At 36.0% G+C, this 25,473-nt stretch carries 30 protein-coding genes; 5 read left to right on the forward strand and 25 right to left on the reverse strand.

The window, feature by feature from the left end; translation table 11 throughout:
• Window positions 1–30: 30 nt before the first annotated feature.
• The 19 genes from CIB29_RS14820 to CIB29_RS14910 all read right to left on the reverse strand — a co-directional run bounded on the left by CIB29_RS14820 (window position 31) and on the right by CIB29_RS14910 (window position 15,614).
• Window positions 31–483, reverse strand: coding sequence for a YaaR family protein (locus CIB29_RS14820; protein WP_094550957.1), 453 nt, complete (start codon window positions 481–483; stop codon window positions 31–33).
• 12 nt (window positions 484–495) lie between these two features.
• Window positions 496–825: a cyclic-di-AMP receptor gene (locus CIB29_RS14825; RefSeq protein WP_094550959.1), complete on the reverse strand. Its 330-nt coding sequence runs from the start codon at window positions 823–825 to the stop codon at window positions 496–498.
• A 75-nt stretch (window positions 826–900) separates the two neighbouring features.
• Window positions 901–2,328 carry an aminotransferase class I/II-fold pyridoxal phosphate-dependent enzyme gene (locus CIB29_RS14830; RefSeq protein WP_094550961.1) on the reverse strand — a complete coding sequence of 476 codons (1,428 nt, stop codon included), beginning with the start codon at window positions 2,326–2,328 and terminating at the stop codon, window positions 901–903.
• 180 nt (window positions 2,329–2,508) lie between these two features.
• Entirely contained in the window at window positions 2,509–3,600 is a 1,092-nt protein-coding gene (gene alr, locus CIB29_RS14835) for an alanine racemase (RefSeq protein WP_094550963.1), read from the reverse strand.
• A 30-nt stretch (window positions 3,601–3,630) separates the two neighbouring features.
• Window positions 3,631–4,704 (reverse strand): lipid II:glycine glycyltransferase FemX, encoded by a 1,074-nt coding sequence (locus tag CIB29_RS14840; protein ID WP_094550965.1) that lies wholly within the window; start codon window positions 4,702–4,704, stop codon window positions 3,631–3,633.
• A gap of 2 nt (window positions 4,705–4,706) precedes the next feature.
• Window positions 4,707–6,026, reverse strand: a complete 1,320-nt coding sequence (locus CIB29_RS14845; RefSeq protein ID WP_094550967.1) for a gluzincin family metallopeptidase — start codon at window positions 6,024–6,026, stop codon at window positions 4,707–4,709.
• A 116-nt stretch (window positions 6,027–6,142) separates the two neighbouring features.
• Window positions 6,143–6,907 carry a transposase gene (locus CIB29_RS14850; RefSeq protein ID WP_094550969.1) on the reverse strand — a complete coding sequence of 255 codons (765 nt, stop codon included), beginning with the start codon at window positions 6,905–6,907 and terminating at the stop codon, window positions 6,143–6,145.
• Between the two features lie 155 nt (window positions 6,908–7,062).
• On the reverse strand, window positions 7,063–7,557 hold the full coding sequence (locus tag CIB29_RS14855) for a hypothetical protein (RefSeq protein WP_094550971.1): 495 nt from the start codon (window positions 7,555–7,557) through the stop codon (window positions 7,063–7,065).
• A gap of 288 nt (window positions 7,558–7,845) precedes the next feature.
• Window positions 7,846–9,018 carry an NAD(P)-dependent malic enzyme gene (locus CIB29_RS14860; protein WP_094550973.1) on the reverse strand — a complete coding sequence of 391 codons (1,173 nt, stop codon included), beginning with the start codon at window positions 9,016–9,018 and terminating at the stop codon, window positions 7,846–7,848.
• Between the two features lie 60 nt (window positions 9,019–9,078).
• Window positions 9,079–9,849 carry a type III pantothenate kinase gene (locus tag CIB29_RS14865; RefSeq protein ID WP_094550975.1) on the reverse strand — a complete coding sequence of 257 codons (771 nt, stop codon included), beginning with the start codon at window positions 9,847–9,849 and terminating at the stop codon, window positions 9,079–9,081.
• Window positions 9,850–9,890: 41 nt separating this feature from the next.
• Window positions 9,891–10,880, reverse strand: coding sequence for a biotin--[acetyl-CoA-carboxylase] ligase (locus CIB29_RS14870; RefSeq protein WP_094550977.1), 990 nt, complete (start codon window positions 10,878–10,880; stop codon window positions 9,891–9,893).
• A 15-nt stretch (window positions 10,881–10,895) separates the two neighbouring features.
• Entirely contained in the window at window positions 10,896–11,159 is a 264-nt protein-coding gene (locus CIB29_RS14875; RefSeq protein ID WP_094550979.1) for a hypothetical protein, read from the reverse strand.
• An 11-nt stretch (window positions 11,160–11,170) separates the two neighbouring features.
• Entirely contained in the window at window positions 11,171–11,533 is a 363-nt protein-coding gene (locus CIB29_RS14880; protein WP_094550981.1) for a hypothetical protein, read from the reverse strand.
• A 344-nt stretch (window positions 11,534–11,877) separates the two neighbouring features.
• Window positions 11,878–12,120 carry a hypothetical protein gene (locus tag CIB29_RS14885; RefSeq protein WP_094550983.1) on the reverse strand — a complete coding sequence of 81 codons (243 nt, stop codon included), beginning with the start codon at window positions 12,118–12,120 and terminating at the stop codon, window positions 11,878–11,880.
• A 291-nt stretch (window positions 12,121–12,411) separates the two neighbouring features.
• The gene (locus tag CIB29_RS14890; protein ID WP_094550985.1) at window positions 12,412–12,987 is read right to left on the reverse strand and encodes an accessory gene regulator ArgB-like protein; all 576 of its coding nucleotides are present in this window, start codon (window positions 12,985–12,987) and stop codon (window positions 12,412–12,414) included.
• Window positions 12,944–14,320: a sensor histidine kinase gene (locus CIB29_RS14895; RefSeq protein WP_157910318.1), complete on the reverse strand. Its 1,377-nt coding sequence runs from the start codon at window positions 14,318–14,320 to the stop codon at window positions 12,944–12,946. Before CIB29_RS14895 ends, CIB29_RS14890 begins: the two co-directional genes overlap by 44 nt.
• Before the next feature lie 51 nt (window positions 14,321–14,371).
• On the reverse strand, window positions 14,372–14,515 hold the full coding sequence (locus CIB29_RS14900) for a cyclic lactone autoinducer peptide (RefSeq protein ID WP_094550989.1): 144 nt from the start codon (window positions 14,513–14,515) through the stop codon (window positions 14,372–14,374).
• 99 nt (window positions 14,516–14,614) lie between these two features.
• Window positions 14,615–15,088, reverse strand: coding sequence for a metallophosphoesterase (locus CIB29_RS14905; RefSeq protein WP_157910319.1), 474 nt, complete (start codon window positions 15,086–15,088; stop codon window positions 14,615–14,617).
• A 154-nt stretch (window positions 15,089–15,242) separates the two neighbouring features.
• Window positions 15,243–15,614 carry a phage holin family protein gene (locus tag CIB29_RS14910; RefSeq protein ID WP_094550993.1) on the reverse strand — a complete coding sequence of 124 codons (372 nt, stop codon included), beginning with the start codon at window positions 15,612–15,614 and terminating at the stop codon, window positions 15,243–15,245.
• Between the two features lie 201 nt (window positions 15,615–15,815).
• Here CIB29_RS14910 and CIB29_RS14915 point away from each other — a divergent pair, with 201 nt between their 5' ends.
• Together CIB29_RS14915 and CIB29_RS14920 are read left to right on the forward strand one after the other, a co-directional pair.
• Entirely contained in the window at window positions 15,816–15,995 is a 180-nt protein-coding gene (locus tag CIB29_RS14915; RefSeq protein WP_094550995.1) for a DUF896 domain-containing protein, read from the forward strand.
• A 180-nt stretch (window positions 15,996–16,175) separates the two neighbouring features.
• Window positions 16,176–16,472: an MTH1187 family thiamine-binding protein gene (locus CIB29_RS14920; protein ID WP_094550997.1), complete on the forward strand. Its 297-nt coding sequence runs from the start codon at window positions 16,176–16,178 to the stop codon at window positions 16,470–16,472.
• 187 nt (window positions 16,473–16,659) lie between these two features.
• Here CIB29_RS14920 and CIB29_RS14925 read toward each other — a convergent pair whose 3' ends face one another.
• The 5 genes from CIB29_RS14925 to CIB29_RS14945 all read right to left on the reverse strand — a co-directional run bounded on the left by CIB29_RS14925 (window position 16,660) and on the right by CIB29_RS14945 (window position 22,019).
• Window positions 16,660–16,872, reverse strand: coding sequence for a CLC_0170 family protein (locus CIB29_RS14925; RefSeq protein WP_094550999.1), 213 nt, complete (start codon window positions 16,870–16,872; stop codon window positions 16,660–16,662).
• A gap of 15 nt (window positions 16,873–16,887) precedes the next feature.
• Window positions 16,888–18,087 (reverse strand): Ger(x)C family spore germination protein, encoded by a 1,200-nt coding sequence (locus CIB29_RS14930; protein WP_094551001.1) that lies wholly within the window; start codon window positions 18,085–18,087, stop codon window positions 16,888–16,890.
• Window positions 18,074–19,180 carry a GerAB/ArcD/ProY family transporter gene (locus tag CIB29_RS14935; RefSeq protein ID WP_094551003.1) on the reverse strand — a complete coding sequence of 369 codons (1,107 nt, stop codon included), beginning with the start codon at window positions 19,178–19,180 and terminating at the stop codon, window positions 18,074–18,076. Before CIB29_RS14935 ends, CIB29_RS14930 begins: the two co-directional genes overlap by 14 nt.
• 7 nt (window positions 19,181–19,187) lie before the next feature.
• Window positions 19,188–20,777, reverse strand: a complete 1,590-nt coding sequence (locus tag CIB29_RS14940; protein ID WP_094551004.1) for a spore germination protein — start codon at window positions 20,775–20,777, stop codon at window positions 19,188–19,190.
• A gap of 63 nt (window positions 20,778–20,840) precedes the next feature.
• Complete coding sequence (locus tag CIB29_RS14945) at window positions 20,841–22,019, reverse strand: geranylgeranyl reductase family protein (RefSeq protein ID WP_094551006.1); 1,179 nt, start codon at window positions 22,017–22,019, stop codon at window positions 20,841–20,843.
• Window positions 22,020–22,810: 791 nt separating this feature from the next.
• Between CIB29_RS14945 and CIB29_RS14955 the strand changes: the two genes are divergently transcribed.
• The 3 genes from CIB29_RS14955 to CIB29_RS14965 are packed head-to-tail and all read left to right on the forward strand — an operon-like array spanning window position 22,811 to window position 24,005.
• Window positions 22,811–23,140, forward strand: coding sequence for a hypothetical protein (locus tag CIB29_RS14955; RefSeq protein ID WP_094551010.1), 330 nt, complete (start codon window positions 22,811–22,813; stop codon window positions 23,138–23,140).
• Between the two features lie 51 nt (window positions 23,141–23,191).
• Entirely contained in the window at window positions 23,192–23,608 is a 417-nt protein-coding gene (locus tag CIB29_RS14960; protein ID WP_094551012.1) for a hypothetical protein, read from the forward strand.
• 13 nt (window positions 23,609–23,621) lie between these two features.
• Window positions 23,622–24,005, forward strand: coding sequence for a hypothetical protein (locus tag CIB29_RS14965; RefSeq protein ID WP_094551014.1), 384 nt, complete (start codon window positions 23,622–23,624; stop codon window positions 24,003–24,005).
• A 325-nt stretch (window positions 24,006–24,330) separates the two neighbouring features.
• Here CIB29_RS14965 and CIB29_RS14970 read toward each other — a convergent pair whose 3' ends face one another.
• Entirely contained in the window at window positions 24,331–25,284 is a 954-nt protein-coding gene (locus CIB29_RS14970; RefSeq protein WP_198543905.1) for an endonuclease/exonuclease/phosphatase family protein, read from the reverse strand.
• Between the last annotated feature and the right edge of the window lie 189 nt (window positions 25,285–25,473).

Below are 25,473 nucleotides of genomic sequence, written 5' to 3' on the forward strand. Positions count from 1 at the left end.
GAGTAATAAATTTTTGTGAAGTAATAATTCCTACATCATGATGTCCAGTAATAACCCCCTAATATCATCCAACCTTTGTAGAACTTTAATATTATCCTTCTGTTCTTTTAATACTTCACAAGTAAGCTGTTCAAGATGGTCATTTACTTTGCTGATGATAGCGTATACCCTATGCCGCCCTCTACGGTCCAACATACTTTCCTTATAGAATTTATGAGAGTTATTGGTTGCTTCATATAAAAATTCTGAAATAAGCTTTTTATAACGTTTAAGTTCTTTTATGTCAATGTTCTTGGATAATCTCTCACCCTGTTTATTAATTTGATCTAATAATGACGCCAAACGTGCTTCATAATTCTGTCCATCAATTCTCTTAAGCTGCTTATCAAACGTTGATTCCTGTGGCTCGGTCGACCTTTTATCGTCTACACCTAACCTGCCTTGCATACCTGAAAGCTGGTTAAGGGTATCTTGTATTTTCATATTAACAGCTCCTTAAACTTTTTCAAACCGTTCAACATCAACAACAAATATCGTAGCTCCTCCTACTTCAACTTCAACAGGATAAGGTACATAGACCCCCGCTGCCCCGGTGGCCGGTGTAGGTGAAGTTACAACCTGTTTTCTGCTCATACATTTCGCTTTGATAATATCGATTACCGTTTGCACATTTTCCTTACTGGTACCAACAAGAAGGGTGGTATTACCCGCTCTCAGAAATCCCCCTGTAGTGGCCAGCTTGGTTACGCTAAAGCCCTCTTTATTTAGTTCACCCATTACCCGATTTCCATCGTCATCATGTACAATAGCAAGTACAATCTTCATACTGTATCCTCTCCCTTCTTTACTTTAATAATAACTTATTAATATCATTATACCGTTTTCTTTCCAAAAGCGCTACTAATTTTTTACTACTCGTATATATAATTCATCTGTTAGTCCTATTACCTTCCCTCCGCACGCTTTGATGTTTAACATATATTTTACTATATCGCCAGATATTACTTCTCCAGGACATAAAATGGGTATGCCGGGAGGAAAGGAAGTAATAGTATCGCAGCAAACTCTTCCTTCCGATTTTTCTATGTGGATACTCTCACTTTCCGTATAAAATGCTTTTGTTGGGGCCATTGCATACCGAGGAATGCAGGGTGCCGCAAATATTGTTTTTATATCTTTTTCAACAGCGGTTGGTGCAATGCCGTTTATAGCTTTTCCTAAATATTTTAACTGTTTTTCACTATCTGCAACAGAAGTAATGCACACGACATTACTCAAATCAGCCATTTCCACCTGAATATTATATCTAATATTCAGCTCCATAGCTGCCCGGTAGCCTGTTAAACCCAGTTTCCCTGTATTAATTACGATACGGGTCAGATCAATGTCTTTGATATGGTATTTGCCTATTAACTCTTTTCCTAAGCAATATAATTTATTATTTCTGTTGATCTGGCATCGCAATCTATCTACCCAATCTATTAAATTACTTAATAATGCTTGACCACTATTTTGCATAATACCTCTGGCTACGTCGAGGTATGCCATCAAAACAAAAGACGGGCTGCTGCTCTGGAAAAGCTTTAAGCAGTTTTTTAAGCGATTTAACTCTATTCTGTCAGAATTAACATGCAGCAGTGAACTCTGTGTAAGGGCAGGCAATGTTTTGTGAACGCTTTGCACACATATATCTGCCCCTGCCTGCAACGCACCTTGGGGCAATCTCTCATGAAAGCAAAAATGAGCGCCATGTGCCTCATCTACCAGAAGTATCTTGCCGTACCGATGAGCAATTTGTGCTATTATTTCCAGGTCAGAACACACTCCATAGTAAGTTGGACAGGTTATGAGGATCCCTTTTGCTTCGGGATACTGAATGAAAGCTTCATCAACTTTACGCGGATCCATCCCCCCAACCAGGCCTAATTCAGTAATATAGTCAGGATAAATATATCGCGGGATAACACCACACAGTATTAAAGAATAGATTACAGAACTGTGACAGTTTCTGTCCACAAGCAACATATCACCAGGATTACAGACAGTTGCTACCATCGCTTGAATACCGCAGGTTGAACCGTTTACCAGGAAAAAGCTGTATTTTGCCCCAAAAGCAGTTGCCGCCAGCTCCTGGGCCTTTTGTACAGGTCCCTCCGGAGCATGAAGATTATCGGTTTCCGGAAGCTCAGTAAGGTCAATGTCAAATATATGTTTTTTAAATTGATCGGGGATACCCTGCCCCTGTTTATGTCCAGGCATGTGGAAAGGTACTTTCTGCTGCCTGCTATAATTTATCAAAGCATCGAATAAAGGTGTATCATAATGCATATTGTTCCTCCGCAAAATATAAGACAAAGATACAGATAAAGATATAGTATAGATTTTTGTAGTGAGTCTTATTGTATCCTTATCTTTATCTGTATCTTTATATCTGCACCTACTTTATAGCTCTCAATTGTCAATTCTCAATTCAAAAAATTCTCCATAATGCACTTTTCAAGCGTACCATTATAAATACTCCCGCTCGATCGAACTCTCTATCAAAATAGGATTCGCTTCCAATATTACTTCATCACCTATTTGTGCTTCTATGCCAGTAATGTCAACAACAATATTATACATACTGATTCTTCCAAGTATTTTTACTCTTTTGCCATTAACTCTGACATAAATATATCTGCTGCCCCAAAATAACTTCAGGTCATGGTATATATACCTTAAAATATCTATAAATCTAAATATGTCCTTTGATTTTTCAATTCCAAATCCATCTTTATAACCTACAGGGACAATGGCAATTCTTGTTCTCTTGTTGGTCTTATAAGTGTTGGCATATCCAATATAGTGGTTTTCTGGCAGATACTTGATTTCCGATATATTTGACTTTAAGTAACCAATTTTCTTGAGCCCAAATGTATTTTCAAAAGGTATTCGGCCTAAAAAAGCAGAGCCTATTCTTACCGCATCAAGATGCATATCGCTAAAGCGTAAAAATGCACTGGAATTTGCTATATGAAGCATTCCTGGTTCAATACCATTGCGCTTCAATATTTCAATGCACTTTAAGAATTTATCAAATTGAACCTGTACATTTTTACGTTTCTTTGCAAACGAAAAGGAAAAATGAGAAAATGTACCAGCAATCTTTATGTTCTCAAGAGATTTAAACAAAGAGGATACACTGTCCATCTCGTCAGGCAAAAAACCAAATCTTCCAAAGCCTGTATCAATCTTTAAGTGCACATCAACAATCAAATTATGCTTCTTTGCTATTTCATTCACTACTATTGCAGCACTTTCGGAACCGATTGTGGGTATAATATTATTTTGTATAATAAGCTCTACTTCATTTTCTACACCTGTTGATGATAAAAGCAGAATTTTATTTTCAAAGCCATCATCCCGCAGTAATATTGCTTCTTGGAGCTCAGACACTGCAAAGTAATCTATACCGTTTTCTATTAAAAAACGTGCAAATTTTAATATACCCAGACCATAGCCATTGCCCTTCAAAACTGCTATGATCTTTGCATTGGTCATACTTTTTATAATATCAATATTATTTTTAAGTTTATCTCTTTCAACTACCAGTTTCTTCATATAGTACCCCACATGTCTATTCTTTCGTTATCATTTTTTTTCACCCTTAATCGCAGTCTTTAACATAAATAACTTTCTTCTCATTTCTCTAAATGTCTTTTCTCCCTTTTCTACTGCAAAATGAACTAAAGGATTAAAAACCAGATCAAGCTCTCCTATAAATTCGGTAAATTTGCCGCTGAATCCTTTTTTAAATTTATAAAGTCCATACAGCGGATTATTTTCATCAAGGTCCCCCGATACTCCTCTAAAATCATAGATATCACAGCCATTTTCCAAGGCCCACTTGATCATTTCCCATTGTAAAAGGTAATTGGGCATTACATTCCTGTAGTCGTTACTACTCGCACCATATAAATACCAAACCTTATTGCCATACAATATTGCAATAGTTCCTGCAATAAGCTTTCCTTCGTAATATGCAAGATACAACCTGAGGTGTTCCGGTGCCAAACAGTCATACATTTTTTCAAAGTATTCAAGGCTTCTTATTACAAATTCATCCCTGACACCCGTTTCAACCATTATTTTGTGAAACTCCGGCAGGTCATCTCTTTCACCAATTTTTACCTCAACACCTTTTCTAGCAGCAAGCCTTATATTATACCTCGTTTTATGATGAAAGGCTTCCATCAGCTGCTCTTCGGTTTTATCCTTTATATCCAGGCGAAATACAAATCTCGGCTGAATCCCCTCGAAATTTTTAGAAGTATTCTTTACTTTAAACCCCAACTTTGATATGATCTTTTCGAATTCTTCATCTTCTCTTTCAATATCCGGGTCTATCTTCAACACGTAACCCTTATACTTTTTTGCCAGCTGTTTTGCACTATCCACCAAAGCTTTCATCGTATTAAAATCATGGATATCGCATACAGGACCGCGGGGCGAATACATAATTGTATAATTTAAAAACGGAATCTTTCTAATAAGTACGCTCATAGAACCTTTTATATTTCCGTTACCATCTTCTATAATAATTACTTCATTTTTCCAGTTGGATTTAACTTCTGCCCATTCCGGAGACTGCATAAAATGGCCTTTAGGATGGCTTTGCAGAAATGATCTGTATTTTTCTATATTTTCCTTTGTAACTGTCTTCAAAATTAATTACCCCCTAAAAAATCCTTTGTGTATTCTAAAAACTCATTAAAGTAAATAATGGAAAATTTCTTTTCTTCGTATATTTTCTGGAGCAGCTTAAAAAAATCATCTCCAAGTTTTTTATGAAGCGTACGAAAATATACGGCTGATTCATTATAAGCCAGGTTATAATACTGCTCCTTTGAATTATAATCCTTAAGGTGCAACTGAAATAATCTTTGGTTATAATACTTACTCATCTCATTGTTACTTAACATTAAAGAAAGGTAATTTACAAGGCCTTCATCAAAAAAAGGTTCATTTAATTGGTCAGTACCTATTATACCATAAAACCACTGATGAAATACCTCATGATATGCTACTCTTTTTAAAATTTCAGTATCATTAAAGTTATCTTCCGATAGCAAAATCATGTTTGAAAGTTCCATTCCTTTTTGAGAAAGAGGGACTTTTACAACAAAAAAATCCTTATAAGGATATGGCCCTATGTTATTTATTCCAAATTCTAAAGCTTGTCCTACATACTCCCTTGCCTTGTAAGAATTAATATAATAGATATTTGTTTCTCCGTATTTCTCAACTTTTACATCTGCACTTTTAAATATTACAACAGGAAAATCCCTTAGATTTTCAGCTTGAAATACAGCAATTTTATCATCGTCTATAATCTCTTCTTCTTTTTTTCCTGGTGCATATATGCTTAAATCTTTATCAGTTTTTACTTTTATAGAATAACTGTTTATGTCATATATATATGGGTCGCCAAAAGATGATTTATATAAAAAAACAGGACTCCCATCCTTGTACACAGCAGGCGTTATAAGGAAATTTGTAAGCAGGATAAAATCTTTCGAGTATGTAAGAGGCTCCGGCTTGCTGTCTAAAATAATTTCGTATTCTAAATAAATTCTATCCTGCTTTCCTTCAAAATCAACTCTTAAGTTGTTATCCGCCGTTATAATATTTTTAAATCCTTTTTCGGACAATACGTTCTTTATTGCGGTCTTTGAAGTGTTACAAGAGGGAATATAAAGATGTATAGCATCTACAGCTTCTTTTAAAACAAGTTTTTGTTTTATGTTAACTACATTTTTTGTAATCTTAATATCAGCTTCAATATTAGGAGAAATTTCACTTTCTGCCCTGTTCCCTTCATATGCATGATCGCTATTATCCTTTTCAATCTTGCTCCTATCACTTATACCAGTACTTCTGCTTTCTGTTCCCCATAGATTTCCCCAGAATATAAAATAATAGCATACTAGGATAAAGAATATAATAGTACACTCAACAGCGATGATGATTATTCTTTTTCTTTTCATTTACTGATACCTCTAGCCACAGATACTGACAAAATTATATCATACCGTTTTAGATACTGTCAAAATAAAAATCAATAGTGAAATCAAGAGTAAATCAATAGGGACGGTTCTCATTGTCAAGATTTCCTAACAGCAGTTCTATTAATACCCGTTACTCTTGATATCTGCAGAACAGACATGCCTTCTATTTCCTTGGCTTTTTTCAAAATACTATTTCTTTTTTCGATATCTAATCTTTGTATATCCGATATGTTTTTTAAATTACCTATTTCTTTTATAATATCTCTTGTTTTCTCATCGGTTAATTTAACTTTATTTTCTATTTCCAGGCATTTATCATCGTTAGGCTCGTTCATGTAATCAATATACCTTTTTATCGCTAGGTCTTTATTCTTTGATAGTATTCCTAGAAAAAATTCCGTATCAATGATTGTTTGGCCGTTTTTATGTATATAACTATTGTAGCTACTCCATTTATAATCTTCCATACTCGATAATCCGGCTTTTACAGGGTTTTGGTGTATATACCTTATTACCGTACAAAAATAGCTATCACTTTCCACCGTTTCGCTCTTATACCTATCTTGAAATAAATGTCCGTTCCTTTCATACTTCCAATTAAAATAATAGACATAACTTGTACCAATCTTTTTCAATATTTTTGATATTTCTACTTCCTTTTCTCTTATGAGCAAATGGACATGATTATTCATTAAGCAATACGCATAAATTTCAAAATTAGTTTCCTTTTTAAATCTCTCTAATGTTTCTATATATCTTTGTCTATCTTCATCATCTTCAAAAATGTCTTGTTGATTGATTCCTCTTACCATAATATGATATATCCCCGAACTGCTTTTCTCTCTTGCTACTCTTGGCACATAAATCACCTCAAACTAATTTTATAATAGCTCTAGGCGATTTGTCAATAAGAACCGTCCCCATTGTTCTAAATGGTCAATTGACATAAAAATAAACCCTGAAAACGCAAAAATTCAGGGTTTATTTTGTTGAGTCTTATTAGTCCATCTTTTAATTACTCTATAACTTTATCCGGTATGCTTCTCTTTAGAAGCCTTATAAGCTTTTCACTTGGCTCAAAAACGATTTTATAGTTTTTACCATCTTTAGCAAAGATTCCGCAATATTTTCTTTTTCCAAACAACGTTGCACACAAGTTATAAGTTTTTTCCACTTTATCTATGTTCTTTAAAGCCTTGCTAGTAATAGGAGCGATAATAACCACATCTTCAGTGTTTATATTCAGTACAACCGTTTCACGGTTCCCTAAAACCTTTTGAAAAATCAGGTCCGTATCTATCAGCAGATATTTAAAGTCTATCACCATATATCTTAAAACCATATATCCAAAAGCTGTAATTATACCGATACTAATCAGGTCAATAATAAATGAATACTTTGAGACAGCTAAAATTGCATCTAATATACTCATACAGGCAAACACCAAAACAACCAGCCCTATCACTGTAAGGAAAGTGTTGCCTTGTCTCTTAACCACTTCTTTGTGCATTTTTAAAAAAGTCCCCCTTAAACATACATGGCTTATCATTTTTCAATTAAATATTTAAAATCTATACGATAAACATTGACTAACGTCAATGCAATTTTCACTATCACTATTTTAATTATACATTTATCCGTAAAACAGATAAAGAATGCAACATTTCTGCATGTTACATTCTTTGGTCCAAACAAATTCATTATATACTATAATTTATATAATCACAATCCCTGTATACAGCTAAATTCGCTTGTTTTTGTGTTTAAGAGTATATTTAATAACATATATTAAGATGATTTACAGTCTTGCTACTCCGGTTTCCTTCGCTGCCCTTTTAACAGCTTCTGCTACTGCTGCTGCTACCCTGGGATCAAGCGCTTTAGGCAGAACATATTCCGCATTTAATTCTTCGCCGGAAATCAAGTCTGCAATAGCATAAGCAGCAGCTATCTTCATTTCATTGTTGATATCTTTGGCTCTGACATCCAGCGCTCCTCTGAATATCCCCGGAAAAGCAAGAACATTGTTAACCTGGTTTGGAAAGTCGGAACGCCCTGTTCCTACCACCTTTGCGCCGGCTGCCTTGGCTTCGTCAGGATGAATCTCAGGTACGGGATTAGCCATCGCAAATACGATAGCGTCCTTGTTCATGGATTGTACCATTTCTCTTGTAACAATATTGGGAGCTGAAACACCAATAAAAATATCCGCTCCAACCATTACATCCTTTAGGGTACCTTTTTTAAATTCTCTATTGGTAACTTTAGCCATTTCCGCTTGTACATCATTTAGATTGTCGGCACCTTCATAAATTGCACCGTTCTTATCACATAGCATAATATTTTTAAGCCCCACGCTCATCAGCAGCTTGGCAATTGCAATCCCCGCAGAGCCTGCACCATTAATAACTGCGGATACGGCCTCAATCTTTTTATTTACGATTTTTAATGCATTAATAATTCCCGCAAGAACCACAACTGCGGTGCCATGCTGGTCATCATGGAATACAGGGATATCAAGCTCTTCTTTGAGTCTTCGCTCAATTTCAAAGCATCGCGGCGCAGATATGTCTTCCAAGTTGATTCCGCCAAAAGTGGGGGCAAGGTACTTTACTGTTTTAATTATCTCTTCAGGGTCCTTAGTATCAAGACAAATGGGGAAAGCATCAACACCGGCAAAAGTTTTGAATAACACTGCCTTCCCTTCCATTACCGGCATACCTGCCTCCGGACCAATATCTCCAAGGCCTAAAACCGCCGTACCGTCGGTTACTACAGCTACAAGATTCCATTTCCTGGTATATTCATAGGCCTTGTCTTTATCTTTATGTATTTCCTTACATGGCTCAGCTACCCCCGGAGTATATGCAAGGGATAGGTCTCTCGTACTGCTAACTTCTACAGTACTTCTTACTTCAATTTTTCCCCTCAATTCTTTATGAAGCTGTAACGCTTCTTCTTGTATATTCACTATGTATTCCTCCTACTTATTTGAATGCAGAATGATTATTCTGTCCGCAGTTAACGGTATTTAATTTTTATTTCTCTCATATATAATCCTCAGTCCTTCAAGCGTAAGCAACGAGTTAATCTCATTAATCGTAGAGGATTCAGAGGCTATCATTCGGGCTAATCCACCTGTTGCTATGACTTTAATGGAGCCTCCGCCCATTTCTTCTTTCATTCGGTTTACAATATAATCTACTTTGCCTACATAACCATATATCGCTCCTGCTTGCATACTGCTTACAGTATTTTTTCCGATAACCTTTTCCGGTTTTACAAGTTCTACCCTTGGAAGCTTGGCAGCTTTTTCAAACAATGCCTCGATAGAAATTTTTATACCGGGGCAGATTACCCCTCCAAGATATTCGCCTTTTTCAGTAATAGCACAAAAAGTAGTGGCAGTACCAAAATCTACAATAATTAATGGTCCGCCATATATCTCATAGCCTGCTACGGCATTCACAATCCTATCTGCGCCTACTTCCCTTGGATTGTCATATCTGATATTGATTCCCGTCTTAATCCCCGGGCCTACGATAAGAGGCTCCACTTTTATATATTTCTTTATTGCATGTTCAAGAGAGTACATTATCGGCGGAACTACTGAAGATATAATAACTGCCTCAACATCTGATATTTTTAATCCTTCGCTGTTAAAAAACTGGATGAAAAGCATACCCATTTCATCAGCTGTCCGATCCTTGCTTGTCGCCATCCTCCAGTAAGTTACCAGCTTTTTCTCATCATAAACCCCTAAGACAATATTGGTATTACCTACGTCAACTACAAGTATCATTACAATCTCTCCTGATTCAGATTAAATTTTATAGATAAGAACTATACATACCCATAAATTCCCCGCACCGACACTTCCCCGGAAAAGATAGTTTGCCTTACACCATCTTCTGTTTCTATAATCAGTTCCCCATTATCCGTAATTTCAACAGCAGTACCTTCTATTTCCTGTGTCTGGTAGACTGCCTTTACCTTACTGCCTAAGGTCAGTGAATATTTCCTGTATTCATCCATCAAACTACTTCTCACATTCATATCCTTCGCCCCGGTATACACTTCTTCAAAGTTTTCCAGTATCTTGACCACCAGGCTTTTTCTGTCTACTGCTTGTCCTGTTATCATTTTTACAGATGCTGCGGTTTTCTGAAGATCGGCCGGAAAATCTTCAATATCAGTATTTACGTTAATACCTATTCCTACCACGATATAATTTACCCGTTCAATCTCGGCACTCATTTCGGTTAATATTCCACACACCTTCCTTTTATCCAGGACAATGTCGTTAGGCCATTTAATTCCTGGGCTGACCTGTGTCACCTGTTCTAACGAACGGGCCACTGCCAGTGCGGCAAGAATAGTGATAAACGGAGCTTGCGCAGGGATAATATCCGGGCGCAAAACGATAGACATCCATATTCCTGTATGGGGTGGGGAATCCCAGTTCCTTCCCAATCTACCTTTGCCCGCTGTCTGCTGGTCTGCAATTACTACAGTGCCATCTTGACACCCTTCAGCTGCGATTTCCTTTGCAATAGTATTCGTTGATGTAACAGTATCGAAATAGACAATTTGTTTCCCAAAGAAACGCGTGGACAACTCTGCCTGTATTTCTTCCGAAGATAGGATTTCAGGTGATGAGACCAGTCTATATCCTTTTCTCGAGGAAGATTCGATGTCATAACCGTCTTCTCGCAGAGCCATGATATACTTCCATACTGCTGTTCTTGAAACACCTAAATGGTTGCTAAGTTCTTCTCCAGATATATATTGCTCTCTGTTTTCTTTAAGTGCTTTAAGAATTTGCGCTTTCATAATTATACTCCTACGTTATTTTTTAATCCAATAATACACTAGTATAATATCCACAACTAGAAATCCAAATACTACCACCCAGGTAAGGAAGTGTGTAATGTGAGCCGGTGTTCTCCCATTGGCTTTTAGATACTGTATACCAATAAAAAGTCCTATAAAAATAGTGCCTGCCGCATACGGATTGTACGGGTTTAATTTTAAAGCACTAAAACCACCTAAAAAACACAATACACTCAGTATAAACATTCCATTTGTATAAGTAAGATTATTTTTTTTCATTGCTCACATCCTTACCGCAATGTTTTAAGAATATCCTCAATCTGTTTTGCTATTTCCTTAAGCCCAAAAGGCTGGATGTTTAATTTTCTTACCAGTTTGTTATACTGTGCAACAGTACCTAACAATAATACATCGGAAAACTCCACCGAATGATTGATTACACCGCGATTTACCGCCGCATCTCCCCCCTGGGCCAACATTTCTTGTTTTAAAATATTTGCAGGAACAGGTTCGATGCTTTCCAACTTAATAGCCAGGTGCACAGCCTTTGGTACCAAAAATGGCATTCCTCCCTCATCTACACCTATCTTTCTTAATTCTTCTCTTGCTTCACTTATTGAATTTATACGGATAATGGTCGCCTTCTTTGCCAAGATAGTACTCCCCTATCATTCTTTTACATCAATTATACACCAAAAATATTTTTTTTCAATAACTATATATTTACTGATAATGATTTTACATGGCAGATAAAGTCAATAAGTTCACAGTTCACGGTTCACAGTAAAAGCTATTAAATCGTTTACTACTGTGAACTGAGAACTGTTAACCGTGAACTATATAGGTAGTTTTTACTATATCAAATAAGACCATAGACCGATATATATTGTTCAGACAAAATAATATAATCGTTACAGCATAAAAATATAGGTGGACTTTTATATTCTAAAAATCCACCCTTTTCTAATATACAGGATTTCAAACCATGAACTGCTAACTAATTTACAATATTGTCATTATGAGATATCCTTAAAATCATTCCTTCTTCCAGGGGTATTAATACTTCCCCTTTTTTTTCTAATAGTTTGTCCTCTATAGACGTCCATATAGGAACATCTACTTTTAGTTCATCGCATATATTTACAAGAGCCACAAAAAATCCCTTGATGTCATTGTATGCCATCTGTACAGCATTAATAACAGTGTCATCTTGAATAATTTCTCCTGCCAGGACCCTCACATATCTCGCCTCCTTTTCATAAACTTCTTTCTTAGAAAGGACACTAATTAAAATAACATTACCGCCGCTATAGTACCAGGATGAAGGACAAAAAACCGGAACATTCTATCATCCGACAACTTATTTATATTATATAAGGAAAGTGATTATACTAAAAAATAATAAAGCTCCTGGTACAAATAAGGCATATTTCGAATAAATTCTACAATTTTGTGTATAAAAATCCTCTTTCTCTAACGGACAAGTATATTTTAACATAAATAATTTGAGAAATATGTAAAAATATGTCGATTAAAAATTTTTTTTACGCTTTTTTTTTGCAAATTCTCCTATAGGGAGGGATATGGATTCAAAAAATATCGCTGCCACTGCGGTACCGGAATAAAGAGACGGTAACAAAAGACTAGCTCCCCCCATCAATACAACAGCACCTACGGAAAGGTATTTGAAACGTTTTCTCCTGTCCACGCTGACAATAGGTTTGTTAGGATGATCCACGGGTGCATAAATCCATGCCAGTATAATGGATATCAGCAGCATGGATGCTTTTATATATATGGAAAGAGGGATCTGGGTCCCTATGCTGATAATGGCAGTAAAAATTAGAAAAGATGTAAAAAAGCATCTCCAGTATGTTTCTTCATGGTAACCGCCGGCAATGATCCGTAACGTACAGAAAAAAATAACAGCAATAAAAAAATGTTGTGTTAATGAAAATATAGAAAATATAATAAAATACATTAACAACTTGGAAAGTTCTCCAAGTAAACATTCCAGTCCAAACTTAATTGTCTTAACCTGTAGTTCTGTTAAACCGGAATTTTCACGCTGTATTGCGTTGGTAAGTATTTGAGCTAATTTCTCCATTTTTATGTCCCCTCACATTAAATCGTATTAAAAATTCCGTTTCATCTTCGGAGCTTGAAACGGTAATCTCCCCATTGTTTTGAGCGACAAGCTGTTTGACGATATAAAGTCCAAACCCATGCTCTTCTTTTTTATCTGACTTGGTTGAAAAGCCATTCTCAAAAATCCTGTCTTTATGTTCTTCCGGGATCATGGGTCCGTTGTCCGAAATAGATAGACAGTACTTATTATTTTCTATATATGTACAAATGGATACTACCTTTCCGTCTCTATCCTGTCCTGTCTGGATAGCTTCAAAGGCATTATCCACGATGTTTCCTATAATACTGGTTAAATGGCTGTCATTTACCTCTGCTTCACTTAACGGAGTCTCTATGTCCACTTCCAGGTGGATATCATTTTCAAACGCAAAGTTACTTTTTACTGCCAGAAGTCCATCTACATAATCATTTCCTGTATCAAAAAAGTGATAGGAGGATTTCAGGCTATTGGTCAATTTCCTGATATATGTTTCAATTCTTCCCAAACTATCAGGTTTATTTAATACACACATTGCAAGAATTGTATTCAAATGATTGGCAAAATCGTGTTTCTCCCTTCGAATAACATTCATCATTATCTCCATATTTTTTACGTATTCTTCCTGCGCTTCAAATTTGTATTGTATTTTTAACAATCGCTCTCTTTCTTTATAGTCAAGAAAACCAAGCAAAATAAATAATAAATAGATTATAAATAGCAAAATATTGTATAACATAATATCAGTTTGGTGAGAAACTACAAAGTTCACACTCATCATAAACATTGTCATCATAAAAATTTGAAGAATGGAAAAAGAAAGAGTTGAGTTTTCTTTTTTTAACATATCAAACCAATTTATTTTAATATTAAAACGATATAAAAAAGCAGCTACTCCTAATTGAGCAACTTTACATAGAGCGCTATGAAGTACCTTTACTTTTGGTATACTTAACATTGTAGCCATATCAATTTTTAAAAATATCATTTCAATAATTAATACAATAGATTCAGTAACAATTATTAATATTCCGATTATTCCAACTGTAATAATAGAAGCATATATATTAGATTGTGTAACGAAGCTTAAAATTACAACCATAAATACTGCAATACAAATAGTATGAAATACTGGCGGAATATAAGTAGATGCCCAATAGGAAAAAATCATATATAGCATAAAAAAAACAAAGGATTTAAACTTATTATATCGAATAAATTGTTTTTTATCATTTAAAAATATAAATAATAATAATATAATAACTGCCTCCAAAAAGGAAAATACTACCTCATTAACAAACTGCATAAGATCCATACTAAATAACTCCTTTATTATAGAATCAAATAAAGGATGCATATGCATCCTTTATTTGAGAAGCTCTTTAGGGCACTCTGGTTGATACGATGTGAAAAAAGTTGCAGTTGACACACTGGCTATTCCTACAACAAATGCTAGAGCAGCTAATACCGATAAGGAGTTTTTTTGAACAAATTCTACAATTTTCTTCATAAAAACATCTCCTTTCTTAAATGATGTGTAAATTATATCATATTAAATCTAAAATGGATGTAGAAATGTGTCGAAAATAAAAAAATTTTTTACATTTTTCTATACATTACAGATACAAGTCCCTATTTTCCCATCTTGAATTTCAATTACCCCATACGAAGCCTTCCCCCATTTTGGCAGGCTGATGCTGCCGGGATTTAATATAAACATACCATCCTTATATGCTTCATAACCTTCATGGGTATGTCCAAACAATATCACGTCTGCTTTTAAAGATTTGCCCTTTTGGACGATGGTGTCATATTCATACTTTACGCGATATAAGTGTCCATGGGTAATAAATATTTTTTTGCCTTCTATCTCCAAAACCCTGTTATAAGGTGCAGTATTCCTGAATTCGTTATTGCCTGCAACATATTCTATCGTGATGTTGGGATAGAGCAGCTCCAAAGCTTCAACATCTTTTAGAATATCACCAAGATGAATAATCATATCCACATCTTTTATACGTTCTATAGCTTCTGCACAATGCCTGATATTCCCGTGTGAATCGCTAAAAACGACTATACGCATATGTCTACACTTCCTTGCTATTTGTAATAAAAAAATTATATCATGCTGCTTTTTGATGTCAATACGTGTTGTGTGCCCTTGCGCCTGCTTTCCCAGTAAAAATAAAAAGATAGGGCAAAGTAAGGCTTGCCCTATCTTTTTATTTTTACTGTTTTTACATTCCTCTTCCCGGGATAATGGCATCAATTATTCCAAAAATGATTGCCGCGATTATTGCCCCAAATAGTGTTACGTTATACCCTGGTACAATAAAACTTGTTACATAGATAATCGCCACTGCAAGTATAAAACCTGTGATACCCCTACCGAAAGGCGAAGCATCGGTCCTGAATATTTTTGCAATTGCGTAGTCCAATATTGATAATACTACTGCTGCAACAATGAGTGTCCATATATTTGCAATGGTAAATCCCGGTGTGAAAAATGCAGTTATTGCTAATACAATTGCAGCCGCCACCAATCGTCCCACAATTGCACCAAAAGTACTTCTTGTCTCTGTACCTTGTACATTTTCTCTTGTAGCCATATTATTATCTTCCTTTCACTAATAAAAGTGGTTCCAATAATATTGTGCATTTAAATTGTAAAAGTATTCTTCCAATTTTTTGATTTGAAATATTTTTAATTTTTTTGTATGATAAGTTTTAATAATAAGGTTCACAATTCACGGTTTACAGCTCACAGCAATCCAAATCGTGGAATTCTCAATCAGTAAAGGAGTGTTAAAATGTTACCAAAGGATAAGATAGATCGGATTAACGCTTTAGCAAAAAAATCAAAAACTGTTGGGCTTACTGATGCAGAAAAAGTCGAACAGCAGGCATTAAGACAGGAATATTTGGAAGCTTTTCGAAGAGACTTTAGAAAAACTTTAGATTCTATTGAAATTGTGGATATGAAACATTAAAGTTGAGATTGAGATATGGGCAACTTTTAAGTAGAATCAAATTGCGGGAATATATTGCCTTCATAAAAATACTCCTGTGACAAAAACTATGAATAGTTCGTAGTTTGGAGCAAATAAATCTGTCTTGTAATATGTTTCTCTGAACTCCGAACTAATTTTAGATAGTAAAGGAGAGAAATTATGCCCATTTTAGAAATCAGTGTAATTCCTGTAGGAACAAATAATGCGAGTATAGGCGATATGGTTACCAAGGCATGCCAGGTGGTTAAAAACAAAGGTTTGGAATACCAGGTTACAGCAACATCTACCATCGTTGAGGGAGATTTTAACCAACTGATGGCTGTTGCGCAGGAAATGCATTCCATGCCCTTTAAAGCCGGAGCCCAGAGGGTAATTACCAACATCACTATTGACGAAAGACATGATAAGAATGACAGCATGGATGACAAGGTAGAGGAAGTTATAGACCGCATGTAATCAGAGAAGAGAGAACAGAGATCAGAAATGAACGAACGCATTGTTCTCTGTGACCTGCTCTCTCATCTCTGTTCACAGGCGTATATTTTATATTTGAAGAATATTATGGAAAGAACGTTGCGGAAAGGCTTAGAGCTTGTTAATAATATTCTTCAAATTCAGAGAATACACCCTCTGTTCACTATTCTTATACAAGTAACCTAACTATAATATACAACCCAATTCCTCCAAATATATACGCCCATCCTCCATACTTTGCTACTGCTGCTTCTTTTTTAAAGCCTCCGCTTTTAATGTAGGGACTGACAAAAAGGATACATGCCGCGCCTGCGTACACCGTCAGCAATAAAAAATAAATTGACACAATTCCCGAAGTAATTTTAAGAGCCACTTGAATCATTGATTCACCTTCTTTTTATTTCACCAAACCTACTCTTCGTATATTTACATCCACTTTAATATTCATCCTGGATTTTTTAAAAATATCTCTCCACTGGTCTTCGTGCTGCTTCATCCATCGAAAGTTATAGTCTTTGACCAGGTGTCCAAAATCCAAGAAATCTGTTTCAAACTCCCGCTGGGCCTTATCCATAATCTCATTACACCGTTTTCCAATTTCTTCTTCTATTGCTTTTTCAAACATATTGATAAAATCGCCTGTCACTGTACGTTTAAAATTTAGAACTTTCATCTCGGCAATATCACCTTCCACACGTATACTAACATCAAAATTAACATCTTCCCCCTGTATACGTGGCTTAACCTTGGTACGACCTTCACTAATTTCAAACACATTTTCATCTTTTGCCCCGTCAATATTTTTTAATGTAATGGTTCCTTTAGATATATCACTTTTCAGCCATCTTGTTGCCATCACCTCTTCAGCACCAAGTACTCCAATTAATTTATCCTTTCTGAAAACTCCCGCCCCTGACATAACTATGTCTTTTTCCCCACGTGCCACCTTTGCCAGAATAAAGTCGGTTCCCCTTCTAAGATTTTTTGTCATTTCTACCATATCTGCCTTAGAACTAATATGCCCTGTACGTTTCTCATTCTGGGAAATGATATCCGCGAGATAATCTGAAGTACTGTTGGCCGTAGGAGGCATAATATTGAAAAAGTCCTGTGCCTTATCTTGTGCAACCAGTACATCTGTCCTCCTTCTCATATTAATATCCCGGAAAAAAAAATCCATATGCTTGCTGATACCTTCTCTGGCCAGTTCTTCTCCTATCAGCAAAACACGCGTATGTTCGAGATTAATAACCCTGTTAAGCCTTGTCAATAATTCTTTGTGCGCACCTATTACCGTTGAAGAACTGGTAGCCAGGTTCCAAACCTTCTTCTCTCCTTTTCCCCCCCCTTCTCCAAACATGGCAGAAGGTAGGGCAAACTGGTAAGTAAGCGTAATCTCCCCCTCTTTTTCTCCTTTATCCAGTCCAATTCCCAGTACAAAAGCCCTTTCCTCCAATTCTACCATATCCCAGCATCCGGTTAAAAAAACCACTTGAAAACAAATCACCAGCATTAAGCCTAGCTTTATAATTTGTTTTATCAAGTTTCTTCTCGTCACTTTCTTCTCCCCGTCCCTCATGATTCTACACTTCCTCATTCTTTGTCCCTCCTTTTTTTCGAATGAGTGCTGCAATAAGGAGCAATCCGGAAATAAATGCTATTACAACTCCTCCAAAATAAGATGCCCATATGCTAAAAAGACTGGACTGATATATGTTTTGAGGGACTAGAGATATAAAATATATTATCGGTAGAAGCATATAACAAAAAGGTCTGTAATTTTTTAGCCCTATTAATTTTGTCACATTATATGCGGCAAGATAATAATATATTGAAACAGTGGTAAAAACGGCTAATATCCAAAATATAGCAAAAAATACATCTACCCTTTCTGCAAAAGCACCCGGAAAAATAATAGATTTTGCCATTTCCAATGTAGGATACATCAGATACTTTAATACATCAATTGAAAAAACACCAATACATATGGCTACAGTTGCCACATATAGCAATACAGGTATTGATATTCCAATTATTCCATACTTTATTGTTTTCTGGGGTTCGGCCATGAAAGCCCCCGCAAACAGCAGTACTTCAAACCCTAAGTATGATAGCAGGGTAACTGGTACTGCCTTTACTAAATCAAACAAATCTATCTGCCAAAACGAATAAAGTTCCTTTATATCCAAATTCTGCAAAGATAATAAAAAAAGTATGGAAATCGAAATAATTACAATAGGAAAGAAAGCCTCACATATTCTTGCAATGGGATTAATCCCATTTTGCACAAGATAAACGGTTAATACCAGCATACTAACCATGATAACTTCTAATGGTGTGTTTTCCAATAAGAAAACTTTTACGATATCAGCAAAATTTCTAAAAATTACCGCTGTTAAAACAATAAAATGTATAGTTAAAATGATATTGATAATTTTGGAGACAATGGTGCCTAATAGACTGTTACTATACTGTATTACTGTCTGGCGTGGAAATCTGCTACCAAGATAAGCGATTATAAATGTAAGTATTAAAGCACCAATTCCTGCAACTATAGTTACTAGTACACTTCCTGATTCTGCTTGGGCGGCAACCTGCCGAGGAAGTGTCATAATTCCCGTACCTATAATTGCTGAAGCAACCAAAATGGTTATCTGTAATCCGCTTAGCATATCACTGTTTCTACTCATTAACCCATCACATCTCCTTTATAGAGTCCTGTTCATACCTATCGATATCTATAGGATTAATATACTCAGGACGTCTCCTCATTAGTTGAAGAGGCATACGACCAAAAACGTCCTTCCAGTCCCTAATCTGAACAGGTGCAACAGGCGATATATAATTGGTGCCAAAACTTTTTAGCAGTACCATATGAATATTGATAAGTATAAATCCCAAAATCAATCCATATAATCCTAAAACAGCTGCTAACAGCATGATTGGAAACCGGATAATCCGAAAGGCAATTGCCACATTATAGGAAGGGATAATAAAGGAAGCTATGGCGGTAACCGCTACAATAATCACCATGAACGGGCTGGTAATTCCCGCTCTGACCGCAGCATCGCCCATAATAATACCGCCTACGATTCCTATTGTTTGTCCTATGGCCTTGGGCAGCCTTGCTCCTGCTTCCCTCAATAATTCTAACGTTATCTCCATTAATAGTGCTTCTATAAAAGCAGGAAAGGGAACCGGTTCACGGGTGGCAGCCACCGACAACATCAGGGACGTGGGCAGCATTCCCGGATGGTAGGATACAATTGCTATATACAAAGCCGGTGCAAAGGTGGCTACAAAAGATCCTATCCATCTTAGTGTCCTTAGCAACGTACCAATAATCCACCGTTCATAAAAATCTTCCGGGCTTTGAAAAAACTGATACAGGCTGCTCGGAGCAATCAGTGCAAAGGGAGTACCGTCTACCAGTACTACTACACGCCCCTCTGTCATGGCGGATGCAGCTTTATCCGGGCGTTCAGTATTCTGTATTTGAGGAAATGGGCTTAAACTGTTATCCTCAATGAATTGCTCAATCTCTCCTGATTCAGTTATATCATCTATGTCAATCTCTTTAATTCTTTTTTCCACTTGTGCTACCAAGTCAGGATTTGCAATACCCTTTATATAGCTGATCACCACATTGGTTTTAGAACGTCTCCCCACCGTTAAATTCTTTATTACCATATTGGGGTCGCGTACTCTTCTTCGCAGCAATACAGTATTAAAACGTATAGTCTCTGTAAAACCATCCTTGGGGCCTCTCACCACCGATTCGGTAGAAGGTTCCTGTACTCCTCTGGCTTCCCACTGCCGGGTGCCAATTACGATCACCTTATCATATCCATCAATAACTAAAATGGTCTCCCCTGACATAAGAGGTAACATTGCTTTATCAAGGTCTTCCGCTTCCTTGACTTCAGCTGCTGAAACAATATGCTCCAGCATTATTTTAGCTGCGTTCTCCTTATTAATTTCCTTTTGTTTGTCACTTTCAACCTGCCCTGCCTCTAAAATAAGGGGTAGGATCACGTGCCTCTGCACCCAATCCTTACTTACCATTCCGTCAATAAAAATCACGCCGCACTTAATATTCCCCACTGCCGAAACAAACTGGCGGAATACAATATCGTCACTATCTTGTAAATAAGCCTTAAACTTATTAAAATTTTCTTCAAAATTTTTTGAAAATTCCGGTGTTACCCTCTCTTCAGGAGGCAGCTGTTGCTCTTGATTATTTTCATTATTATTTCCATTTTTGTTTTTCTTAATGATTTTTACCATAAAACACACCTCCCGGTAATCATTGCATAAAATCAGTTTTATGGTTAGCAAAAGAAAATGAAATTATACATGCATTTTGTGAATTGTGGATGGTATCAAACGAGACCGGAGAATATTTCTATACGCATGAGGTTCCTGCATAATATATATAATGTCATCTAGCATTTTCTTTGCCTTTGGTGTATCTGCATGGATTGATTTCTTTGTACCGTTTAGAAGAGTAAGAAGCATGGAATAATGAAAATCGTGATAAAATTCCTGTTTGCATCTTTGGGTATAAAGTTTATCAAGAAGATAATCTTTTATTTGAAGGCTTTTTACCACTTCCTCTGCAGCTATTTCACCGCTTCTAATGGCATAATAAATCCCTTCCCCGGAAAAGGGGTCTACAAATCCTCCACTATCTCCGGTAAAAATAATATCCTGTTCACCGAGACATCTGCGAAAGCCTCCCGCAGGTATATAGCTCCCTCTGGGTTGTATAGGTTGCATAGTTTTCCGGGAAATATTTTTTATTCTTAATACTCCAGCTACGAAAGAAGAAAAATACTGCTTAAGCTTTACCGAGCAGCACGCCCAACACCCTATCCCGATATTATAGCCGTTCTTTATAGGGAAAGCCCATCCGAACCCTCCTAAAAAAGGTATACAATATAGTTCAACATATTGTTCAACTTGCAGCGGCAGTTCTTGTTTATATTTTATAGTTGCAGCAAGTGTAAAGCCCTTCTGCCATTTTTCCCATTTTTTTACGACTCCAGTCCTTCTCGCTATAGAGTTATTGACTCCATCAGCTACTATTATTTTTTTTGCACAAAAAATCTGATCACTAGTATATACATTCACTATTTGTTTACCTTCCACTTTAGCAATGTTCAGTGCTTTATAAGGGGCAGCAAACAGTGCTCCCGCCTGCAAAGCCTGCTGAACAAGGAAATAGTCGAAATTGGACCGCTGTATTGTCACGCCTAGTAAATGGGAAGTGAGTTTTTCATTCCATCTATATTGTCCATCATACAATCTTGCACCATAAATTCGGTGCTCAATAATACTTTCAGGCAATCTTCCTTTTAACAATCCAAGTGTCTTATAAGATAAATACCCCCCGCATACTTTCTCCCGCGGAAACTTTTCTTTATCTATCAATAAAACCTTAAGCCCCTTCTCTGCTGCAAGTCTTGCAGCCGTACTGCCAGCCGGCCCGGCACCGATTACTATCACATCATATATACTATCGTTCATAATACCCTCCAACCCAAAAACAATTAAGAATTGAGCATGTAACACTTCATAAATTTATTCATATTATGTAACTATAGGGATAATCTAATACTCTCAACCTTTTAAGTTGTATAAAATTATCCTAAACCAGAAGGGAGGTTTGCTAAATGAGTGTTCCTGTAACAGACTATCCTCGCAAAGACAGTACCATACTATTTTTTATACTGCTATTTCTTCTTTTGTTCTATGATAATAGCCCCCTTTACAGATATCCTAGCGTTGTGGGGCAAGTAGAAGTAAAACGCGATAGCTCTATACTTTTCTTCATTTTGATTTTCTTGCTACTATTTTACGATAATGGATACTACGCTACGTAACAAACCGTGTTAAGTTAAGATTGAGATTAAGAGCTGTATAACTTATCTTAATCTCAATCTTAATTTTTCTTTTAAAAAGATGTAACACAGTGGGAGCCTTATTCATACTATAAAAGTGAAAGCACCGATTTACATGATTTTCAAATTAACAATTGCCACCAGGCATTATCAAAATCCTTATATGTGAAAGGGGGTATAAGCATGGGATTCTTCGGATTTAATGGTGATGATGAAATTTTGTTCTTCATTATTCTCTTCTTGCTTTTGTTCTTCAACGGAAGATACGGATATGTTGACAAGAAATAACCAGTGATTAAGCAATAATAGATATTACATAACCTATCTAAAGAAAAATGTACTCTTTTTAGTGATAATTGTCTTCATTGCACCATACATATAAATGTATGGTTATTTTTGTGAACAGGAGGTCTTTAAATGTTTCCAAATCTAAATAAAAAATTTCAACAGATAATTTCTAATATGGATCCGAAAGTACTAGAAAAAGGTCTTAAGACGATGGCAGAATTTATGAGTACTGAAGAAGGAAAAAAATTGGCTGATCAATTCAAAAATATCGATAAGCAAAAACTGATGGAACAGGTTAAAGGAATAGATGAAAAATTGCTTACAGAGAAATTAGAAAGTGTAGATGTAAATGAACTTTCTAAGAAAATGAATGATGTAGATAAAGAAAAACTAATCAGGGAATTAACCAGCAATCCTGATTTAATCAAAAAAATGCGTGAGCTCATGGATACAAAATAAAGAGTGTAATAATGATCTGACAGTTCACCAACTTTAAAGGGGGGGTTACAAGTGGCGGACGATTTTAGCAAAAAAATGGAGCAGTTTAAAAGCCTTTTGGAAAACGAGAATATGGCTGAAAATATCAAGATGTTCATGAATATGTTAGCCAATAGCAGCCAAAACGATAACAAAAATCCTTCAGGAGATTCCAGTACTGAAAATAACTATGGTAAAACACCTGTAAAAGAGATGCCTCCATTAGGCGCTCCAGCTTCAAAGGTATCCATGGATGATACAATGGATACAATTATCAAAATCAAAAGAATATATGATAGAGTAACAAGTACTGACGATCCTCGAATAAACCTGCTTTTGGCTCTCAAACCATATCTTAATCCAAAAAGAAAAGCAAAGCTTGATACCGCTGTTAAAGTAGTCAATCTTACCAGACTATCAAGTGTTTTTAATGAAATAGATAAATGGTAAGGAGGAAATTTAAGTGTATCGAAGGTATTATCAAAGATATGACAGGTTTGGTGAAGCCCCGCAGAGACCTATTGGTGAAAATCCTGATATAGATGTCCATAAGGAAGGAAATGAAATCAAAAATGAGGTAAGTGTAACTGCTGAACCTGAAATAATCATTCCTGAAAAGCCTTCTCCAAAAGATGAAGCACACAAGTCAGCATCTGAACCGGTACCACTTAGGACTGCTTCTCATCCAAAACCTATCGGGCAACGTGCAGGTCTACCAAGATTATTTAGCAGGTTTGGAATAGACGACTTAATTTTACTTGGGCTAATTTTTATTATTTTACAAGAAGAAGTGGATGATGATTTGCTTTTAATCGTTTTAATATTCCTATTATTTACCGGACTTTAATATAAAAATAGCGGGGAGTGGGGAGTAAAATCCACACAGTCGCTGCTCATGCGATTTTCATCATCATTTGTGACCTGTTGTGGAAGGTTACAGTGGTTAATAGTTAATACATAAAGATATATATAAATAACACTAAGTATGTCACATTATTGTTATTTTGTTCACGGTTCACAGTTCTCAGTTCACAGAAATTAGCCAAGAAAATACCGTGAACTGTGAACTGTGAACTAAAATAGACAATGTAAAGTACTTAGTAATACTTATATAGATATAGAAATAGATAAAGATACAGATAAAGATTTGGGTATAGTCTTTATCTATATCTTTATCTTGATTCTTTCAACTCATCACCATTTAATACCACTTCCGCTACTACAGGCATATGATCTGAAGCCTGGCTTTCGATAGGCTTGCTGCTTTTTATATCTATTTCATCTGATACGAAAATATAATCTATTCTTACATTTGGTTTATTTGCAGGAAATGTATTATATTCTTTACCAGCAGAATCTTTCATCACTTTAGAAATCCTTCTGACTTCATCAGACAATGGCCGAGCATTAAAATCCCCCATCAATATTTTAGGACCCTTTGTTTCTTTCAGTTTTTTTTCTATAAATTCTACCTGCCTGGGGCGTTCCTGATCTTGGGTAGATAAATGTGTAACCATTACCTTGATAGTCTTCCCATCAATATCTAATTCCGCTTCAATTAAACCTCTAGGTTCTGTCGTCCTATCGCCCGGCAGTTGGTGGTTGGTTGAGGATTTTACAGGATACTTTGTTACAAGGGCATTTCCATATTTGCTGCCCCTGCTTATAGTATATCCATACACTACGTTATATCCTAAACTTTCAGCAATCATTTGATCCTGTTTTTGCATTTGAGAGCGCAGCATTAGGTGATCTACCTCGTTTAACGCAATAATATCAGGGCCAGCTCTTTTTATAGTATCGATTACTCTTCCCAGGTCTAATTTATTATCAATACCTACACCATGTCTTATATTATAAGTCATAAGCTTTAATGTTTTTTCTCTCGCTGCAACAGGAACAGGCATCGCAGCAGACTTCGCTTGTACAATAGGTATATTTTTAACCGGTAGAACTTCTATCTCTTTTTTTACGGCCGTACAAGATGTTAGAAATAAGAGTATAATGAACAGGATAGGGATAAAAGCAGCACTCTTTTTACAGTCATATGGTACAGTTGTTAGTCTGGATATTAATTTAGTAATAATGGTTCCCATCTCCCTAAACTTATCTTGATTAACTAGCACAATGCATCGATTAAATATTTATGTAAACCTATCAATATTATAACATATACTGGTTGAATGTCCTACAGGTATAAATTTACTTTGCTTAAAACAAGCAACTATTCAGCAATTGATCAACATCCTTCCAATTGAAGCCGTCGGCGTCAACCGGTATCCGTGCCGGATTAGACTTACAACGCCGCCCAAGCG

The organism is Petroclostridium xylanilyticum, assembly GCF_002252565.1.
In the GTDB taxonomy this organism is placed as follows: domain Bacteria; phylum Bacillota; class Clostridia; order SK-Y3; family SK-Y3; genus Petroclostridium; species Petroclostridium xylanilyticum.

Excerpts from the sequence above, each read along its gene's own strand:
- CIB29_RS14820 (WP_094550957.1), bottom strand. The coding sequence starts at position 483 with ATGAAAATACAAGATACCCTTAACCAGCTTTCAGGTATGCAAGGCAGG.
- CIB29_RS14825 (WP_094550959.1), bottom strand. The coding sequence starts at position 825 with ATGAAGATTGTACTTGCTATTGTACATGATGACGATGGAAATCGGGTA.
- CIB29_RS14830 (WP_094550961.1), bottom strand. The coding sequence starts at position 2,328 with ATGCATTATGATACACCTTTATTCGATGCTTTGATAAATTATAGCAGG.
- alr (WP_094550963.1), bottom strand. The coding sequence starts at position 3,600 with ATGAAGAAACTGGTAGTTGAAAGAGATAAACTTAAAAATAATATTGAT.
- CIB29_RS14845 (WP_094550967.1), bottom strand. The coding sequence starts at position 6,026 with ATGAAAAGAAAAAGAATAATCATCATCGCTGTTGAGTGTACTATTATA.
- CIB29_RS14855 (WP_094550971.1), bottom strand. The coding sequence starts at position 7,557 with ATGCACAAAGAAGTGGTTAAGAGACAAGGCAACACTTTCCTTACAGTG.
- CIB29_RS14865 (WP_094550975.1), bottom strand. The coding sequence starts at position 9,849 with ATGATACTTGTAGTTGACGTAGGTAATACCAATATTGTCTTAGGGGTT.
- CIB29_RS14870 (WP_094550977.1), bottom strand. The coding sequence starts at position 10,880 with ATGAAAGCGCAAATTCTTAAAGCACTTAAAGAAAACAGAGAGCAATAT.
- CIB29_RS14875 (WP_094550979.1), bottom strand. The coding sequence starts at position 11,159 with ATGAAAAAAAATAATCTTACTTATACAAATGGAATGTTTATACTGAGT.
- CIB29_RS14890 (WP_094550985.1), bottom strand. The coding sequence starts at position 12,987 with ATGGAGAAATTAGCTCAAATACTTACCAACGCAATACAGCGTGAAAAT.
- CIB29_RS14895 (WP_157910318.1), bottom strand. The coding sequence starts at position 14,320 with ATGGATCTTATGCAGTTTGTTAATGAGGTAGTATTTTCCTTTTTGGAG.
- CIB29_RS14900 (WP_094550989.1), bottom strand. The coding sequence starts at position 14,515 with ATGAAGAAAATTGTAGAATTTGTTCAAAAAAACTCCTTATCGGTATTA.
- CIB29_RS14905 (WP_157910319.1), bottom strand. The coding sequence starts at position 15,088 with ATGCGTATAGTCGTTTTTAGCGATTCACACGGGAATATCAGGCATTGT.
- CIB29_RS14910 (WP_094550993.1), bottom strand. The coding sequence starts at position 15,614 with ATGGCTACAAGAGAAAATGTACAAGGTACAGAGACAAGAAGTACTTTT.
- CIB29_RS14915 (WP_094550995.1), top strand. The coding sequence starts at position 15,816 with ATGTTACCAAAGGATAAGATAGATCGGATTAACGCTTTAGCAAAAAAA.
- CIB29_RS14920 (WP_094550997.1), top strand. The coding sequence starts at position 16,176 with ATGCCCATTTTAGAAATCAGTGTAATTCCTGTAGGAACAAATAATGCG.
- CIB29_RS14925 (WP_094550999.1), bottom strand. The coding sequence starts at position 16,872 with ATGATTCAAGTGGCTCTTAAAATTACTTCGGGAATTGTGTCAATTTAT.
- CIB29_RS14930 (WP_094551001.1), bottom strand. The coding sequence starts at position 18,087 with ATGAGGAAGTGTAGAATCATGAGGGACGGGGAGAAGAAAGTGACGAGA.
- CIB29_RS14935 (WP_094551003.1), bottom strand. The coding sequence starts at position 19,180 with ATGAGTAGAAACAGTGATATGCTAAGCGGATTACAGATAACCATTTTG.
- CIB29_RS14940 (WP_094551004.1), bottom strand. The coding sequence starts at position 20,777 with ATGGTAAAAATCATTAAGAAAAACAAAAATGGAAATAATAATGAAAAT.
- CIB29_RS14945 (WP_094551006.1), bottom strand. The coding sequence starts at position 22,019 with ATGAACGATAGTATATATGATGTGATAGTAATCGGTGCCGGGCCGGCT.
- CIB29_RS14955 (WP_094551010.1), top strand. The coding sequence starts at position 22,811 with ATGTTTCCAAATCTAAATAAAAAATTTCAACAGATAATTTCTAATATG.